Source organism: Hoeflea sp. AS16 (assembly GCF_038900095.1).
In the GTDB taxonomy this organism is placed as follows: domain Bacteria; phylum Pseudomonadota; class Alphaproteobacteria; order Rhizobiales; family Rhizobiaceae; genus Hoeflea.
The window spans coordinates 157,582-174,244 of the sequence record NZ_JBBMQQ010000002.1 but is presented as its reverse complement, the minus strand read 5'-3'; the positions used below and the strand labels follow the sequence as shown (position 1 = coordinate 174,244).

Annotated in this window: 17 protein-coding genes; 5 read left to right on the top strand and 12 right to left on the bottom strand. The window is 62.3% G+C overall.

Features of this window, described 5'->3' with window-relative positions; all coding sequences use genetic code 11:
• Positions 1-3: 3 nt before the first annotated feature.
• Together WNY80_RS06160 and WNY80_RS06155 are read left to right on the top strand one after the other, a co-directional pair.
• Complete coding sequence (locus tag WNY80_RS06160; protein ID WP_342886481.1) at positions 4-534, top strand: TRAP transporter small permease; 531 nt, start codon at positions 4-6, stop codon at positions 532-534.
• Complete coding sequence (locus WNY80_RS06155) at positions 531-1,853, top strand: TRAP transporter large permease (RefSeq protein ID WP_342886480.1); 1,323 nt, start codon at positions 531-533, stop codon at positions 1,851-1,853. The genes WNY80_RS06160 and WNY80_RS06155 overlap by 4 nt, the downstream gene beginning before the upstream one ends.
• Positions 1,854-1,887: 34 nt before the next feature.
• On the opposite strand, the gene WNY80_RS06150 is transcribed toward WNY80_RS06155, so the two are convergent.
• Genes WNY80_RS06150 through WNY80_RS06135 form a run of 4 tightly spaced genes read right to left on the bottom strand, consistent with a single transcriptional unit; the run spans position 1,888 to position 5,327 of the window.
• Complete coding sequence (locus WNY80_RS06150; RefSeq protein WP_342886931.1) at positions 1,888-2,883, bottom strand: Ldh family oxidoreductase; 996 nt, start codon at positions 2,881-2,883, stop codon at positions 1,888-1,890.
• Between the two features lie 5 nt (positions 2,884-2,888).
• Positions 2,889-3,821: a hydroxyacid dehydrogenase gene (locus tag WNY80_RS06145; RefSeq protein WP_342886479.1), complete on the bottom strand. Its 933-nt coding sequence runs from the start codon at positions 3,819-3,821 to the stop codon at positions 2,889-2,891.
• Positions 3,822-3,846: 25 nt separating this feature from the next.
• The gene (locus WNY80_RS06140; RefSeq protein ID WP_342886478.1) at positions 3,847-5,028 is read right to left on the bottom strand and encodes a UxaA family hydrolase; all 1,182 of its coding nucleotides are present in this window, start codon (positions 5,026-5,028) and stop codon (positions 3,847-3,849) included.
• Between the two features lie 11 nt (positions 5,029-5,039).
• On the bottom strand, positions 5,040-5,327 hold the full coding sequence (locus tag WNY80_RS06135; RefSeq protein WP_342886477.1) for a UxaA family hydrolase: 288 nt from the start codon (positions 5,325-5,327) through the stop codon (positions 5,040-5,042).
• Positions 5,328-5,432: 105 nt separating this feature from the next.
• Here WNY80_RS06135 and WNY80_RS06130 point away from each other — a divergent pair, with 105 nt between their 5' ends.
• Positions 5,433-6,194 carry a GntR family transcriptional regulator gene (locus tag WNY80_RS06130; protein ID WP_342886476.1) on the top strand — a complete coding sequence of 254 codons (762 nt, stop codon included), beginning with the start codon at positions 5,433-5,435 and terminating at the stop codon, positions 6,192-6,194.
• Positions 6,195-6,197: 3 nt separating this feature from the next.
• Here the strand turns inward: WNY80_RS06130 and WNY80_RS06125 are convergent, their stop codons facing one another.
• Together WNY80_RS06125 and WNY80_RS06120 are read right to left on the bottom strand one after the other, a co-directional pair.
• Positions 6,198-7,283 carry a Gfo/Idh/MocA family oxidoreductase gene (locus WNY80_RS06125; protein WP_342886475.1) on the bottom strand — a complete coding sequence of 362 codons (1,086 nt, stop codon included), beginning with the start codon at positions 7,281-7,283 and terminating at the stop codon, positions 6,198-6,200.
• Between the two features lie 9 nt (positions 7,284-7,292).
• Complete coding sequence (locus tag WNY80_RS06120) at positions 7,293-8,681, bottom strand: hypothetical protein (protein ID WP_342886474.1); 1,389 nt, start codon at positions 8,679-8,681, stop codon at positions 7,293-7,295.
• Between the two features lie 46 nt (positions 8,682-8,727).
• Between WNY80_RS06120 and WNY80_RS06115 the strand changes: the two genes are divergently transcribed.
• The gene (locus tag WNY80_RS06115) at positions 8,728-9,318 is read left to right on the top strand and encodes a histidine phosphatase family protein (protein ID WP_342886473.1); all 591 of its coding nucleotides are present in this window, start codon (positions 8,728-8,730) and stop codon (positions 9,316-9,318) included.
• Positions 9,319-9,332: 14 nt separating this feature from the next.
• On the opposite strand, the gene WNY80_RS06110 is transcribed toward WNY80_RS06115, so the two are convergent.
• From WNY80_RS06110 to WNY80_RS06100, 3 genes are all read right to left on the bottom strand, one after another.
• Complete coding sequence (locus WNY80_RS06110; protein WP_342886472.1) at positions 9,333-10,367, bottom strand: tagatose 1,6-diphosphate aldolase; 1,035 nt, start codon at positions 10,365-10,367, stop codon at positions 9,333-9,335.
• Entirely contained in the window at positions 10,358-11,263 is a 906-nt protein-coding gene (locus tag WNY80_RS06105) for a PfkB family carbohydrate kinase (protein WP_342886471.1), read from the bottom strand. The genes WNY80_RS06110 and WNY80_RS06105 overlap by 10 nt, the downstream gene beginning before the upstream one ends.
• A gap of 135 nt (positions 11,264-11,398) precedes the next feature.
• The gene (locus WNY80_RS06100) at positions 11,399-12,781 is read right to left on the bottom strand and encodes a cytochrome c peroxidase (RefSeq protein ID WP_342886470.1); all 1,383 of its coding nucleotides are present in this window, start codon (positions 12,779-12,781) and stop codon (positions 11,399-11,401) included.
• A gap of 115 nt (positions 12,782-12,896) precedes the next feature.
• On the opposite strand from WNY80_RS06100, the gene WNY80_RS06095 reads away from it, so the two are divergent.
• Positions 12,897-13,394 (top strand): tetratricopeptide repeat protein, encoded by a 498-nt coding sequence (locus WNY80_RS06095; RefSeq protein ID WP_342886469.1) that lies wholly within the window; start codon positions 12,897-12,899, stop codon positions 13,392-13,394.
• A 70-nt stretch (positions 13,395-13,464) separates the two neighbouring features.
• Here the strand turns inward: WNY80_RS06095 and dctP are convergent, their stop codons facing one another.
• The 3 genes from dctP to WNY80_RS06080 all read right to left on the bottom strand — a co-directional run bounded on the left by dctP (position 13,465) and on the right by WNY80_RS06080 (position 16,546).
• Positions 13,465-14,541 carry a TRAP transporter substrate-binding protein DctP gene (gene dctP / locus WNY80_RS06090; RefSeq protein WP_342886930.1) on the bottom strand — a complete coding sequence of 359 codons (1,077 nt, stop codon included), beginning with the start codon at positions 14,539-14,541 and terminating at the stop codon, positions 13,465-13,467.
• 124 nt (positions 14,542-14,665) lie between these two features.
• The gene (locus WNY80_RS06085) at positions 14,666-15,955 is read right to left on the bottom strand and encodes a TRAP transporter large permease (protein ID WP_342886468.1); all 1,290 of its coding nucleotides are present in this window, start codon (positions 15,953-15,955) and stop codon (positions 14,666-14,668) included.
• A gap of 3 nt (positions 15,956-15,958) precedes the next feature.
• Positions 15,959-16,546 carry a TRAP transporter small permease subunit gene (locus tag WNY80_RS06080; protein WP_342886467.1) on the bottom strand — a complete coding sequence of 196 codons (588 nt, stop codon included), beginning with the start codon at positions 16,544-16,546 and terminating at the stop codon, positions 15,959-15,961.
• Positions 16,547-16,663 lie beyond the last annotated feature (117 nt).

Below are 16,663 nucleotides of genomic sequence, written 5' to 3'. Positions count from 1 at the left end.
GAGATGTTTGACCGGATTGACCGACTGATGCGGTCGCTTGCTGCCTTCCTGGCCATACTGGGCGGCCTGGTATTGATTGCCGTCATCCTGGCAACCGTTGCCTCGGTCACCGGCAGAGCCCTGCTCTGGATCGGACTTGGCCCCATCCGCGGCGATTTCGAACTTGTCGAACTCGGCACCGGCTTTGCGGTATTCTCCTTCCTGCCCTGGGTTCAGATAAATCGCCAGCATGCGTCGGTCGAGATTCTCACCATGCATCTGGGCAGCACCGCCAACCGGCTGATCGACCTTGTCGCAGATCTTCTGATGCTCACCATTGCCGTCCTTCTCACCTGGAAGCACTGGGACGGCACGCTGGACAAATTCGCCTACGGCGAGACCACTTTCATCATTCAGTACCCGATCTGGTGGGCCTACGCCTCGGGCCTCGTCGGCGCCTTTGGCTTTGTTCTGGTCAGCATCTGGTGCACCATCCTGAGCCTCAGGGCGCTGCTGACCGGCCAGGACCAGTCCCATGGAGAGACTGTACATTGACCAATATCGACATCGCCCTGCTCTCCTTTCCCGTTCTGTTGCTGCTCATTTTCCTGCGGATACCGATCGGGCTCGCCATGCTGCTCACCGGGATCGGCGGCAGCTATTTCATCAACGGCTCGTTCCTGATGATCTTCGCCCAGCTCAAGAACCTGACCTGGGGCACGTTTTCGAGCTACTCGCTTTCAATCATCCCGCTGTTCCTGCTGATGGGCCAGTTTGCCACTCTGGGCGGCATGTCCCAGGCCCTGTTCAAGGCGGCTGAAACCTGGATGGGCCACAGGAAGGGCGGCGTCGCCATGGCCGCGGTCGGCGCCTGTGCAGGCTTTGGCGCGATTTGCGGCTCTTCGCTGGCAACGGCGGCAACCATGGGCCAGGTCGCGCTGCCCGAACTCCGCCGCTACGGCTATTCCGGCGAACTGGCCACCGGCGCACTTGCCGCCGGCGGCACGCTGGGCATCCTCATCCCGCCCTCGGTCATCCTGGTCATCTACGCCATCCTGACCGAACAGAACATCGCCAAGCTGTTTGTCGCAGCCTTCATTCCCGGCATCCTTGCCGCAATCGGCTACATGATCGCCATCGCAATCTATGTCCGGGTCAAGCCCGGTTCCGCCGGTCATAGGGAGCGGGCGCCCTATTCCGAGCGGCTCAGCAGCCTGGTTGCGGTCTGGCCGGTGCTGATCGTCTTCATCGCCGTTGTCGGCGGCATCTACGGCGGCATCTTCACTCCCACCGAAGCAGCCGCCATCGGCGCCTTCGGCACCGGCGTGATCGCCTTGCTCAATGGCGGATTGAACCGCTCGACCCTGAAGGCTTCCATCCTGGCCACCGCCGGGGCAACCGGCATGATCTTTCTCATCGTCTTCGGTGCCGGGGTCTACAACGCCTTCCTGGCGCTCAGCCAGTTGCCGCAGACGGCAGCCGCCTATGTCGGCAGCCAGGGTTTCAACCCCTGGCTGGTGATGGTCGCCGTGCTTCTGCTCTATCTGATTTTCGGTTGCGTCATGGACTCGCTGTCGATGATCCTGCTGACGGTTCCGATCTTCTTCCCGATCATGTCCGCGCTTGATTTCGGCCTGCCGCCGGAGGAATTCGCCCTCTGGTTCGGCATCATCGTGCTGATCGTCGTGGAGGTGGGGCTGATAACGCCACCGGTCGGCATGAACCTCTTCGTCATCAATTCGATGGCCAAGGACACACCGCTGTCCGCCACCTATCGCGGCGTGTTTCCCTTCGTCATGACCGACATCATCCGTGTCGCCATCCTGACCATGTTCCCGGCCATCACTCTCGTCGCCGTCAGGCTGCTTTACTGACGGAGAAGCGGTGCGGGCCCGGCCGCGGCCGGGCTCAGGTTCCGATGGCGCGGATCGAGGCCGCTAGGCCGGCATCCACCGGAATTCCGTTTTCGAGATAGTCGGCGCGGATCTGCTGCCGCCTCCGTCCGGGCAACCGTGCGCCTTCGGTGCCAGCCACCATGTCGGCCATCAATTTCATGCGCTCCTCGCCCCCGGGCCCGAACGCATCCGGATCGATGGCGATGATTGCCTGCCCGGTTCCCGGCGGATCGCCTTCGCCGTCAAAGAACGAAGTTGCCTGCCAGGCATAGTTCGCCCCGGTCAGTCCCGCGCAGAGAAGCTCCACCATCAGCGCCAGTGCCGTGCCCTTGGCATCGCCGAGCGGGATCATCGTCCCCGCAAGCGCCGCCTTGGCGTCGGTGGTGGGCTGGCCATCAGCGTCAAGCGCCCACCCTTCCGGGATCGGCTCGCCCTTCTGGCCCGCCGCCATGATCTTGCCGCGCGCCACCTTGGACAGCGAGACATCCACCACCACCGGCGCGCCCCCGCCCAGCGGTGCGGCAAAGGCTATCGGATCGGTTCCGAACAACGGTCGCCGCCCGCCCCAGGGCGCCATCGCGGCCGGCGAATTGGCCAGCATCAGTGCGGCCACACCACGCTCGGCCAGCGCCTCGACAATCACGCCTGCAACACCGCAATGATGTGAACGGCGAATGCCGGCGATGGCAATACCTTGTGTCTGTGCAGCTCCGGGCAGCCAGTCCAGCGCCAGATCCATCGCCGGATAGGCAAAACCGTTGCCGGCATCGATCTCCAAGGCCCCCGGCCGTGTTGTTTCCGCCTTGGGAACGGCGAAGCCATCCACCTTTCCGGTTCTTGCCTGGGCCGCATAGGCCTCGACACGCCTCAGACCGTGCCCGTTCTGACCGGCGAGTTCGGCCGCAAGCAGCGCCCGCGCCACCGAAGCAGCATTTTCCCTCGAGGTCCGGCTGCGCATCAGCGCCCCGGTTACCAGCTCGGTGATTGCTTCGGGCGTCATTGTCAGCATGTCTGTCACGCCTTGCTTCCCAGTGCTTCAAGCACCTTGTCGGCGATCAGGTGACTGACCCGCTCGTTGGATTCACCGGTCACCCCGGCAATATGCGGTGTCAGCACAAGATTGCGCAGATCCTTGAACTTGGCCCCCGCTTCGGCCGTCAGCGGTTCGGTTTCAAACACATCCAGCGCCGCCCCGCCAAGCTTGCCGGCCTTCAGAGTTTCGGCAAGGGCCGCTTCATCGACAATGCCGCCACGCGCCGCGTTGATCAGGATCGCATCCGGTTTCATCCGTGACAGCGCCTCGGCATTGATCATGTGCCGCGTCGCATCGGTCAGCGGCGTATGCAGCGACACCACATCGCCAAGTTCCAGCACCGCATCGAGCGAGACATTGCGGGCGATCTGCCAGCCCGGATGATCTGCCGGCAGATACGGATCATAGGCAACGATCTGCATGCCCATCATATGCGCCCGCCAGGCCACTTCCCGGGCAATCGAACCATAGCCGATCAGGCCGATGGTCTTGCCCGCCAGTTCGCGCCCCATCATCGATTGCCGCGGCCAGTCGCCGGAAGCGACGTCCGCCGACCGCATGAAGGCGCCGCGCAACAGCATCAGCGCCGAGGTGATGACATATTCGGCCACGGAAAGATCATTGGCGCCGGTCGCCGGAATGACAGCTATCGAACGCGCCTTGCACGCGGCAACATCGATATTGTCGAGCCCGACACCCAGCCGCCCGACCACCCGCAGCTTTGGCCCCATGCTCAGAAGCGTCTCGCGCACCTGGGTGCGGTTGCGCACGATCAGCGCCCGCGCCGATGCGAGATGCTCGTGCAGCGCCGCCGGGTCATCGACCAGTTTCGGATCGTAAAGCGTGTCATGGGCCTGGACGAGGCGGCCAACCGCCGCCTCGTCCATGAATTCGGTAATGACGATATCTGCCATGATAACCCCGTTTGTTCCTCTTGAATCAGGCGGAACGATAGAGCTTTGTCATGGAGAATTCACGATGGCCCAGCGCTTCCGCCGCGGTCGCCCGTCCGTTCGATGTGCGGATGATCATTTCGATCAGCGCATCGCCGGCCTCGTCGATTGTCATTTCCCGCCTCAGGATCCCGGAAACATCCAGATCGACATGCTCGCCCATGGTCCGCACCGTGCGCGGATTGGCGGTGATCTTGATCACGGGCACGATCGGGTTGCCGATCACGTTGCCCTGGCCCGTGGGGAAGGTGTGAACCACATAGCCACCCGCCGCCATCAGCGTAACGCATTCCGCCGCCGCCGAGGACGAGTCCATGAAGTACAACCCCTTGCCGGATGCCGGTGCTTCCGCCGGTTCGAGAATGTCGATGTATTTCGAGGTCCGGCCGATCTTCTCGAGATTGCCCAGCGCCTTTTCCTCGATCGTGGTCAGACCGCCTTCGATATTGCCCTTGGTCGGCTGGCTGTCGGACAGGTCGTCGGTCTGGTGCGCGAAGATCACGTCATCCTGATAGGCCTTCCACATCTTGTACCAGCGTTCGCCGACTTCCTCGTTGATGGCGCGGGCCTTGCAGATGTGCTCGGCCCCGGTGATTTCCGAGGTCTCGCCAAAGCAGCCGTAGATGCCCTCGGGAAGCAGCTTGTCGTACATGTTACCCACGGTCGGGCAGGAGCCGAGACCGGTCGTGGTGTCGCTTTCGCCGCACTTGGTCGAGACCCACAGTTCCGAAATCGAGCACTCCTCGCGCTGCAGCTCCGTTGCGAAATGAACATATTCCTTGGCCACCCGCGAAGCGTCCATGATGGTCTTCAGGTCGCCATTCTGCTCGATCGAGAAGCCGGTGACCGGCTTGCCGGTAGCGGCGATGCCGTCAACGATCTTCTTGGTCCAGCCCGGCTCAATGCCGATGACCACGACTGCAGCGACATTCGGGTTGGCCCCGGTGCCGATCATGGTGCGGAAATGCAGGTCCAGGTCTTCGCCGAACTGCAACCGGCCATAGGCGTGCGGCAGGGCCAGCGTGCCCTTGATGTTGTTGGCCACGGCCTCGCAGGCCGCATTGGAGATATCGTCAACCGGCAGGATGACGACGAGATTGCGCACGCCAACCCGGCCATTCTCGCGCCGGTAGCCTTGAAACGTCATGTTTGAGTATTTTGATGCCATGATCAGGGCTCCTACCAGCGCTTTGTTTTCAGGTTGTGGGTGTGGACGTGGGCGCCCTTTTCGACATCGGCGACAAACTTGCCGATATCCTCGCCATACTTGATCGCGGTCTCGCCCGACTTGATATCCCTGAGCGCGATCTTGTGGCCAATCGGCACATCCGCGTTCGACACCAGCTCGAAACTGGAATTGTCGTGCGTGACAACACACAGCATCTTGGTACCGGCCTTCAGGCCCTCGACAACGACGACGCCGACATTGTCCGCATGGTCATGAACTAGCAAATGGGGGGTGGTCACGTTTGTCCTCCAATGTGGATAAGGTGTAATCTATTGGCGTCCGACGGACAGGTCTTATATAAGACATAAGATATGGTATGCGCAAAAAGTCAACCGGGGCAGAGCATGGAAAAGAAAAATCAGGTGCTGGAAGCGGCGGAATCCGCGAGCGGCGAGGCAATCGGCTTCAAGCCGCTTTATGCCCAGGTCCGCGAACGGCTGATGCGCCGTCTTGTCGAGGGCGACTGGTCGCCCGGCATGCTGCTGCCCAGCGAAATGGAACTCGCGCGCCAGCTCAATGTCAGCCAGGGCACGGTGCGCAAGGCGCTCGATTCGATGACGGCGGACAATCTGCTGCTGCGCCGCCAGGGGCGCGGCACCTATGTGGCCGAACCCGAGGAAAGCCGCATCATGTTCCAGTTCTTCCGGCTTTCGCCGGACGAAGGCAGCCCGAACTTTCCGGATTCGCAGGTGCTCAGCACCGGCAGCGCCAAGCCGACAAAGACGGAGAAAGAGGCACTCGGCCTGAAAAGCACCGATGAGGTCATCCGCATCGAACGCATTCGTTCGCTGTCAGGCCAGCCGCTGCTGATCGAAACCATCACCCTGCCGTCAAACCGGTTCCCCGATTTCGATCACCTGACGGTCATCCCCAACAATGTCTACAGGCTGTATTCCGAGCGCTGGGGCATCACCATCGGCAGCGCCGAGGAGCGGCTCAAGGCGATAGCCGCCAGTGCCCGCGATGCCACCAAACTGGGGTGCGAGAAGGGAGAACCGCTGCTTCTGATCAGCCGCATTGCCCGCGATCTCGAAAACCGCCCTGTCGAACTGAGATGGTCCCGCTGCATAACCCGCGACATTCACTATGCGGTGAACCTGCGGTGAGCCTCACAGGCTGACGGCAGCGCCGGTCTTGGCGGACCGCTCCGCCGCAAGCCCCATCCGCACCGCCTTCATCCCGTCTTCGAGTGACACCTCGGGCACCCCGCCATTGCGGATCATCGCCAGGAATTTTTGATGCTGGAAATAGGTCGACCCGTGATGATCGCCGACGGCCAGGATCGCGGCATCGACATCAACGATCTCGCGGCTCTCCCGCTTGGTCGCGCGCGGCGACAGCACGAATTCCGAATGCCGTTCCTTGCCATCGGGCGAAAACCGCGATGGCCCCGGCACGAACGCCTCGGCCTTGGCGACATCGCCGGTCACCGCAATCGCCTCCTGCCAGCCCGAGCCTTCGGCAAACATGCACAGGTCCAGCATGGCGCGCAGGCCATTGTCGAAATCGATCACCACGAAAGCGTTGTCGAGAATGTCCGGGCGCGCACCATCATATTCCTCGTCCGGGAAATTGACGTCCGCGCCACCCGACGCATAGACGCGAACCGGCTCGGCCCGCGCAATCAGCCGCATCAGATCGAAGAAATGGCAGCATTTCTCCACCAGCGTCCCGCCGGTCTTGGCCTCGAAGCGGTTCCAGTCTCCGACCTTTTTCAGGAACGGAAACCGGTGCTCACGGATCGAGATCATCCGCGGCACACCGGTCTCGCCCGAATGGACGGCATCGATCAAGCGCTGCACCGGCGGCATGTAGCGGTATTCCATCGCCACCCAGACCTGCGATCTCCGTCCCGCCGCACGTGCCAGAATATCGTCGCAATCGGCCAGCGTCGTGCACAGCGGCTTCTCCACCAGGATCGGCAGATCGGCCGGCAACACGTCCATGAGAATCCCGTAATGCAGATGATTGGGAGCCGCGATCACCAGCGCGTCACACAGCCCCGATTGCAGCAGCGCACCATGGCTGGAGAACTGGGCGCACTCCGCTCCAGCCAGATGTGCAGCAGCTGACCGCATGCCCTCATCCGGATCGCACACCGCTGTCACCCGCGCCCCCTCGAGAAGCCCGATGGTGCGGATATGCTCCTGCCCCATCATGCCGGAACCGATGATGCCGTATCTGATGTCTGTCATGACAGCGCCCTACAGGTGAATGACCGGCAAGCCGGCTGCGGCGGCGAAACTTTCCAGCACAGCGACATGATCGCCATAGGCAAGCGCCATATGATGCTCGAGCCCGCTGTCGATGACCCGGGTGAGCATCTCGCCCGCCGGCCGCTCGAATTTCACCACGCCGGAAGTGCCGGTAAACGCCATCTCGCGCTTCAGCATCTTGCCCCGCGCAATCACCAGGCATTGCTGTCCGCGCGCCTGGCTCAGCCGGACGAAGGTCACCGGACCGGGCTTGAGCGGAAATTCGAACAACAGCGGCATCTTGCGATTGGTGTGGATCGTGGCCCGCGCCACCACGTCCGGGTCCGCCATCGAGATCGGCGCCTGCCCGCAATGCCAGATCACGCCGGTATCGTCGCTCGCGTCCATGTCCACCAGGTCAACCAGGAAAACCGGCTGATCGCTGGCCGCCTGCAGCAGCAATTGCGTCGCCGCGCCATAGACATCGGCCTCGCAGGCACAGGGCACCCGGCCCTCGCCCATCATCGAGGCCGGCCCGCAGACAGCGCCACCATACTCGGTGAATGTTTCCGGCCAGCAGCGGATGGCAAAAGCATCGAAACCGCCGTCGGCCTTCATTCCGTCCAGCGCAAGCTTCAGCCGCAGCGACCGGTCAAGCTCCGCCTGGTCGACGTGGTCAAGTCCCGACAGGTTTTCCGACAGCGTGGCCCGAAGCCCGCTTGCCGCGGCTTCCGGCGCAGCCCGCGCACGGGAAAACAGCTCCGGCAGCTCGAAACCGGTCACGCGCATGCCGGTCAGTTTCGCAAGCCGTTCGCTGTCATAGGCGCAGGTATCGAAGCCGTCGGGATGTACGCCGATCCGGGCAATGCTTTTGCCCGCAAGCTGTGCCAGCAACGCGGCACCCTGTGCCGGATCCGCGACTGAATCCCCGGCAATCAGCGGCGTGACCATCGGCGTATCGGTCAGCATCGCCTCAATACCCGAAGTATGGGGAGGGGCATACCGCCAGGAAAACAGCCGGCCTCGAAGCCCGAGCGCATGCGAGGCCAGATTGAGCCCACAGAAGGCATTGAGCCGCAGCCGCCCGCCCAACCGAGGCTCCGGCACGGCCCAGATCGCCAGCGGCTGCTCGAACGCGTCGGCGATGCGGCAGGTCATCGCGGCATCGGTGAAGGTGACTTGCAGAACGACAATGCGGTCTGGATTTTCCGCCTTGATGTCAGCCATCGCCGCTTCCGTCGAAGCAGCGTCCATCAGCAGATGCGCCGACCCGACGAGCCGGTGCCCGGTTGCCCGGAGATCGGCCATCATGCCTGCCAGCATCTCCTCGGCAAAAGCCACATCGAAAGTTGGCCGCCCAAGCGGCAGCACGCCTATGGTGAGAGATTCACCGGACATCGACATGCCCCCTTACATCATCTGGTAAAAACACTAGATTGCAGTCATGAAGTTGAACCTGCGACGTTGGCCAGCGGCCCTCATCCTCGCAATGGCGATCCTTGCCATTGCCCCCTCCTCCAAAAGCGCGGCCACAGAGGCCGCTTGGGCGCGTCTGGCGCAGGGCGGATACACCATCCTGCTCGGATACTCCCGAACCCCCGGTGGTGGCGAACCACTGAGGCCCGATCTTGGCGATTGCGACAAGCGCAAGAGCCTGACTGACCGCGGCATTCAGGAATCCCGCCGCATTGGCATGCGGTTTGCGGCCCGCGCGGTCTCGATCAACTCGATCTATTCCGGTGAATTCTGCCGTGCGGTCGAGACCGCCGAGCTTGCATTCGGCCGCAGGAATATCGAGACCAAGGCCTACCTCAATTCGATTGTCGGCGGCGCGGATCCAGGTGTCATTCCGCCCGATCTGATCACCGCCGTCGAGGAATTCTACGGCCCCGGCAATCTTCTGATGGTCACCCATCCTGCGCTGATCAAGGCCATCTCCGGAACCACGCCGCGCGAAGGCGAGGCTGTCATCATCGCGCCGGGCGCCAATCCCGGCGACAAGCCGCGCGTCATCAACCGCCTGCTGCTGGACTGAGCCTCGCTCCCGCATCAGCCGAAATCGCTGTAATTGTGACGGAAGCTCTGGTCCGCGGGGCTGAAGTGCGCGCCTTCGGGACCGAACACCGGATGCCGGTCCCAGGGCGTTGCGGCCTGGTCGGTGAGCGCATTGAGATCGCGCATGTAGTTCACCGAAGAGGTTTCCAGCCCCAGCCGCATTGCCTCCCAGTCCGGGTAAAGCCCGAAGGGCTCGAGCCAGATCGCACGGCCCGCGAGGTATCCCGAAGCCCCGGCCCGGTAGGCATGGGTCAGGATGTTGCGGAACTCGGTCTTGCCGGCGCCGGCTGACAGCATCACCCAGGGCCGGCCTGCAAGCCGCCCCATCTCGTCAAACGCTGCCTGAACCTCCCGGTCTTCGCCCTCGGGAACATCCTTCGCCGCAACCGGGCTTTCCAGCTTGAACACGTCGATCCCGAACTCGGGTACGGCAAAGTCAGCCACCGATTGCAGCACGTGGTCGGTGCGCTTGCCGGTCATCTCGATGTAATCACTGGTCTGGTGCGCATCGCTTTTGAGCGGATAGACCAGAAGCTCGAACAGGAACGGGATATCGTAGCGCGCGCAGGCCTCGCCGATCCGCTTGGTGAAGTCTTTCTGCTTCTGCCGATTGTGCTGCGGCGCATCGGGCCGGTACCAGGCCAGAATCTTGACCGCATCGCCGCCCATCCGCTTGATCTTGGCCACCGACCAGTCGTCGATCTCGCCCGAAAGCCGCCCGTCCGGCGTCTCCTCGAACACCGAATCCTCAAGCGTCACGATCAGCCCCTTGGTTGGCGACAATTTTCCGATGCCGCGCGGAATGGCGAAATGCGGATCAAGCAGCATCGCCGAGGATTGGCCCTGCAACGTCTCGATCAGCAATGTCTTGAAATCCGCCACTGCCTGCCACGGCGCCTCTGTCACGCCATGATGCCTGGCGATCGGGCCCTTTATCGGCGGCCGCTGGTCGACAGCCGTCATCTTGAAAAGCCCCCTGTCATCGGCCATGCGGCGCATGCCCCACAATTTGCCTGCGCTTAGCTGCATAACGGTGCCTCTTTCATGAAGGTTTCGGCTTCGGCCCGTGTCGGATACCCGGCGCGGCCGTTGGTCCGGGTGCATTTGATCGCCGCTACGGCACTGGCAAAACGGATCGCCTCGGTCGGCGAGGCACCCTCGCCAAGCCGCAAGGCAAAGGCGCCGTGCCAGACGTCGCCTGCACCCAGCGTATCGACGGGTGTAATTGCGAAGGCGGGTTCAAAACCCGATGCCTCACCCTGTCTCCAGACCACACCCCTGGCGCCATCCGTGACACAGACGAAAGACCCCGTCTCGGCAGCCACATCCGCCAGCGCCTTGTCCAGATCGTCATGCTCCGCCCAGTCGCGCAAGCCTTGCGCCGAGAAAGCGACATGGCTTGCCTGATGCAGCGCCGCCTCGGCTTCCCGGATTGGCGCCTCTCCATCGAGAACCCCTGGCAGGCCGCGCTCACGCGCGGTTCGCATCAGGACTTCCGCCCCGTCCGGCCATCTTGTATCGGCCAGCGCCGCATCGAACTGGTCCGGCAACGCCGCCTGCAGCCAACCTGCGTCCATCGGCAGATCGGGATCGCGGTAATTGACGATCTGGCGTTCGCCTGCCTTGTCGATGAACACCGACGAGAACGAGGATCGCCGCCCCGCAAATCGCCGTAGCATCTTGCAATCGACACCATCGGCTTCGAGCCCGGCAGCGATCATCTCGGCCACCTGGTCCGACCCCAGCCGGCTCGCCAGCATCGCATGCCCGCCCAGCCGGGCAATTGCAGCCGCAGCGTTGGCGCCGCCGCCGCCGCCGGTGATCTCGGCACCATTCGCCCGGTATTTTTCGGCCAGCCGCGGCATCTCGTCGAGAAAGAAGACGAAGTCCACGACTGCGACCCCGGTGGTCACGATTCTTGTCATTGCAGCTATTGTTCCCAGGCACGTTTCCGGCAGGCGGAAACGATCCGCCCTCACCTGACCTTATCAAGTCTTATATAAGACACAAGATAGAATACGCAGCTTGTGCAGCGGACGTGCATCCGGGCGCCGAAGGCCTCAGTCGACCGGCAATCCGCTTGGCACTGAAGCAGGGCGCCCCAGCCGCCCCTTGGCCTCACCGGTCAATGCCTCCAGAAAGGCGACAAGCTGCAGGATTTCCCTGTCAGCGAGCCCGACCGGCTCGATATCCACCCGCGACCTCAATCTCTCCCGCTCGCGGTGGTCTTCAAACGCGATGAAATCGACTCCCGCCAACCTGTCGTCGACCGGCAGCTCGACCATCTCCGGTGTCCAGACATCCAGCGCCGAAACCGGGTCGAGATGATGCCGGACAATCCCTTCCAGCGTCGCGTAGGCGCCGTTGTGCCCCCATGGCCCGGTCAGCGCCACGTTTCGCAGCATCGGCGTACGAAACCGGTAGGCATCTTCCAGCCGGTCCGATTCCGCCATCCGTCCGACATCGCGCACATAGGGATCGAACCTCCGGGTTCTGCCCGGTCCGAAATGCGGCAGCGCCAGCGCATGAAAGTCCTGGTCCGTCATCAGCGGTCCGGAATGGCAAGTGGCGCACTTCGCCTTGCCGTAAAACAGCTCCATTCCCGCCCGCGCCTTGCCTGACAGCGCTGCAGCATCTCCGGCGAGATAGCGATCAAAGCCGCTGTCCATGCTGCGCCACTCGGAATTGATGAAATCACCCAGCGCATTGGCAATGTGAACAATCGTCAGGTCACCGGCTGTTTCCACCAAGGGGTCAGCCCCGCGGAACATGTCGAGATAGGCCGGGATTGCCCGCACGCGCTCGACCAGCAGCGGCCAGACATAGTCGATCCGGTCATAGGCTGCCCCGGCAATCTTGTTCTCTTCCGGGTTTCCGGCCATCTCGGTTTCCGATGCCAGGGGAAACAGCGCCTGCGCCGCCAGAATTCCCTTCAGCCCTTTGGGCAGATACTCCTCCGCCGGCGAATTGAAGCCATTGCCGAATATGTCCTCGATACTCAGCCGCCCGTCATGAAACAGCACCCGGATCTCGCGGGCGCCGAGATTGAACAGCCCCGGCGCATTGCGCGGCACCCGTTTCTCGATCAGGTCGGCGCCACGGCCGGTGGTCCGTTTGCTGCCCAGCCCCTCGCCACCCTCGCCGACGCCGAGCGCCAGCCCGTCACCCGATGCCAAATCGTGGTGATGACAGGTGCCGCAGGAAATGTTGCGGTTGCCCGACAGGACCGGATCGTAAAACAGCAGCCGCCCGATTTGCGCAAGCCGGGGATCGAATTCATGAAAATCCGCCTCTGTCAGCGGCGGCGGCAGGTCTTGCCCGCTAAAGGCTTCGACAGCCGGAAGCGTGGCCATGACGACAACGGCTGCGGCAATCAGCGCACGGCGAAAACCGCTGCCGCGCGGGTCTTCGCCTGACCATCCCGGCCGCCGCTTTCCATCCATGCGAACGCTCCTCCTCCAGCTCGCCGGCCCGTCACCTTGCCCGACCGTCACCTTGCCAGCCCGGCTGCCCCACCCCTATTGTCGGCTCCACGACTGCTGAGCGAAAGAATGACAAATGAGAATTCCGCTTGCAAACGCCAAACCCGGCCTGATCGCGCTTGGACTGGCCTTGAGCATCACCTTTCCCGCAAGGGCCGAAATCGAGAAAGCCCGCGACCTGATGGAGAGCCACCAGTTCGAGGCGGCCATGCAAGAACTGATGCCGGCCGCCCGCTCCGGCAATGCCGATGCCGAGGAGCTGATCGGCGTCATGTACGCCATGGGTCTCGGCGTCGACCGTGATGATGAGCGCGCCTTCGAGTGGTATCTTCGCGCCTCCATGAAGGGCCATCCCGGTGCACAATCCGGCATCGGATGGTATTTCGAGGTCGGCCGCGGCACGGCGGTCGATCTGGTCCGCGCCTATCTCTGGTACGGTCTCTCCGCCATCGGCGGCGACCCGGATGCCGCGATCTCGATCGAGGAAGTGGCAAAGAAGATGACGCCAGACCAAATCCGCCGCGCCGAGGTGCTGATCAACGATTACCGGCCCTGGATGTATCCGTTTCGATAGGGGCGCGGGCAAAAAACAAACCGCCCGGCATGAACCGGGCGGCCTGCGTTTCAGCACTTTCACAAGGGCTTTACTGCATGTCCTTCATCGCGCCGCCGTCAATCACTTCCGACGCTTTCGCGGCTTCCGCAACCAGCAGGTCGTAGAAAGTCGCCCCACCCTGGACGTTGGCCTTGAACCATTCGAACACCGGTGCCGCGGCTTCCTTGAACTGGGCCTTTTCTTCCATGGTCGGCACGTAAACCGAACCACCGACCTCGGCGAATTCCTTGTAGGCTTCGATCGATTTGCGCTTGGGCGAAGCGAATGTCGCCTGCTGCAGGGCGGCGAAACCGTCGACCACGACGCGGCGCAGGCCTTCGTCCAGCCCCATGAAGCGGTCATTGTTCATGTACCACAGCGCGCCCATGTAGGAGTGACCGTCAAGCGTCAGGTATTTCAGCCCGGCATCGGGGAACTTCATGCCCATGATGTCGGTAATGCCGTTCTGGGTTCCTTCGACCACACCGGTCTGGAACGAGGTGAACAGTTCGGGCCACGGGATCGGGGTTGGCGAAGCGCCCATTGAACGAACCAGTTCCTGCGGCAGATCGGCGACCACGGTCCGGATCTTCAGCCCTTCCATATCCGCCGGCGACCGGATTTCACGCTTGGTATTGGCAAAATTCCGCCAGCCGCCGGTATTGCCGATCGTCATCAGCCGGATCATGCCGCCGGAATCGGCCAGCATCTGCTCGCGCAGTGCGCGCGTGAAGGTGCCTTCGGTCAGCACGGCTTCCGCAATGCGGTCATCGCGCAACAGGTAGGGCAGGTCGAGCACCTGCACGTAGGGGAAGATCCCCGATGCGCCGCCGGACGTGGAAATGTAGATGTCGATCGACCCGTCGGCGATGCCCTGAAGGCATTCAGCCCCGGTCGAGCACAGCTGGGTACCGATGAACAGTTCCACCTCGATGGCGCCGTTGGAGGCTTTCTCGACATAATCCTTGAACACGACCAGACCGTCATAGTCCTCGTCGTTTTCGTTCGAGTTGGCCGTCGCGCGCAGCTTGATGTCAGCCGCCTGCGCCGCAGTCATCATGCCGCCGGCCAGGACCGTCAGGCCCAATGCAGCCGCCGTCAGTGTTTTCATTGCCTGCTTCAAGATCATCGATAACCCTCCCGTTGAGACCTGTTGCTATTATTGTCTTATATAAGACACAAGATTGATGACGGTTCCGGTCTTGTCAATCGCACGTCTTGGCAGAACTTCGATGTCGCCCGCATGACACTCACCGGGCAAAACCGAACAATTGCGGCACGAACAGCGATATCTGCGGGATGAAGGTGATCAGGAAAATCACCGCCACCTCGACCAGCAGGAACGGCAGGATCGCCTTGGCAATGGTTTCCACCCGTTCGCCCGACACGCTGGAGGTGACGAACAGCACAAGCCCCATCGGCGGCGTTGCCAGCCCCACGGTCAGGTTGACGCTCATGATGATGGCGAAATGCACCGGATGCACGCCAAGATCGGTGAAGATCGGCCCCAGGATCGGCCCGAGGATGATGATGGCCGGCCCGGCATCAAGAAACATTCCGACAATGAACAGCAGCACATTGATCAGGAACAGCAGGATATAGGGATTGTCCGACAGCCCGAGAATGAAATTGGCCAGGATTTCCGGCGTGTGCGACAGGCTGACAACCGTCTTGAACGCCATCGCCGCCCCCACCAGCAGCAACACCACCGATGTGGTCATCGCAGCCTTCGTCAGCACCTTTGGCAGATCAGCCCAGCCCATGGTCTTGAGGATGAACAGCGAGACGATGAAGGCGTAGACCGCGGCCACGGCCGATGCCTCCGTCGGTGTGAACACACCGCCCAGAATGCCCCCCAGAATGATCACCGGGGTGAGCAGCGGGAAGAACGCCTTCAGGCTCGCCTGACCCCGTTCCGGCCATGTCGCGCGCCGGGCGGCGACGGGAAAATCATGCCGCCTGGCCAGGAAGCCAACGACCATCATCAGCCCGACACCAACCAGAATGCCAGGCACGATGCCCGCCAGAAACAGCGCCGCGACCGATTCCCCCATCACGTAGGCGTAGATGATCATGATGCCCGAAGGCGGGATGATCGGCCCGATCACCGACGAGGCCGCCGTCACCGCGGCAGCGAACTTGCGGGTGTATCCATTCTTCTCCATCGCCGGGATCAGCATCGATCCAAGCGCCGAGACATCCGCTACAGCCGAACCGGAAAGCCCGGCAAACAGCATCGAGGACAGGATGTTGACATGCGCCAGACCACCCTTGAGGTGGCCAATCATCGCCTGGCTGAATTCGACGATCCGCATGGTGATGCCACCCCGGTTCATCAATTCGCCCGCCAGCATGAAGAACGGAATCGCCATCAGCGGGAACGAGTCCATGCCCGTATAGACATTGCGGTAGAGCAGCGCGATATCGCGCTCCTGGCCATTCAACCAGAGCAGAAGGCCGGGCGCAGCCAGCATGCCGAAGAACACCGGCAGGCCGATCATCAGGAAGACCAGAAACAACGGCAGGAAGAAAAACAGCATCGCCTACTCCACCGCCACGATCACACGGTCATGATCCTCAGGCAGCTCCACGTCCGGGTCAACCAGCATGGCGATCGCCTTCAGGCTCATTTCGATATTGACCAGGATCATCATGAACAGGCCGACCGGCAGCGACATGTACATCCACGCCAGCTTGATCCGCACCAGGCCCAGCCCCATGAACTCGAGCGGCAATTTGAGTGAACTCGAATTGAACAACCACCCCGACTTGACGTGATTGAGCCCCAGCTGAAACCCGTAGACAAGCACGATCAGCGACAACGCCAGCAGCACCAGCCCGAGAAGCGCCCCGATCCGCGCGGGCAGCAGATCCTTGACCATCTCGATCGAGACGAAGCCGCCCCAGCGGTAGGCCGTCGGTGCAATCAGTGCCGTCATCCACAGCATCAGGAAGCGTGCCCCCTCATCCGGCCAGGCCAGCGCATTGCCGAGAATGTAGCGGAAAAACACCTGCAGGATGATGATCAGGACCATCAGCCCCATCGCCATCCAGGCAAAATTGCGGCCCAGGCGCAGAAGCAGGGTATTCAAGCCCGCCAGAGGTTTGAGCGCCGCCAGAATAACCGTCATGGTCTTGGTCCTCCCCCAGGGCCGTCAGCCAATGCGCGTCACCGTGTCTTATATAAGACTTGCGCTATGGGCTTCTATTTCCCGGCTCCTGTCAAGACCGGAACTGCGTGCCGGTTT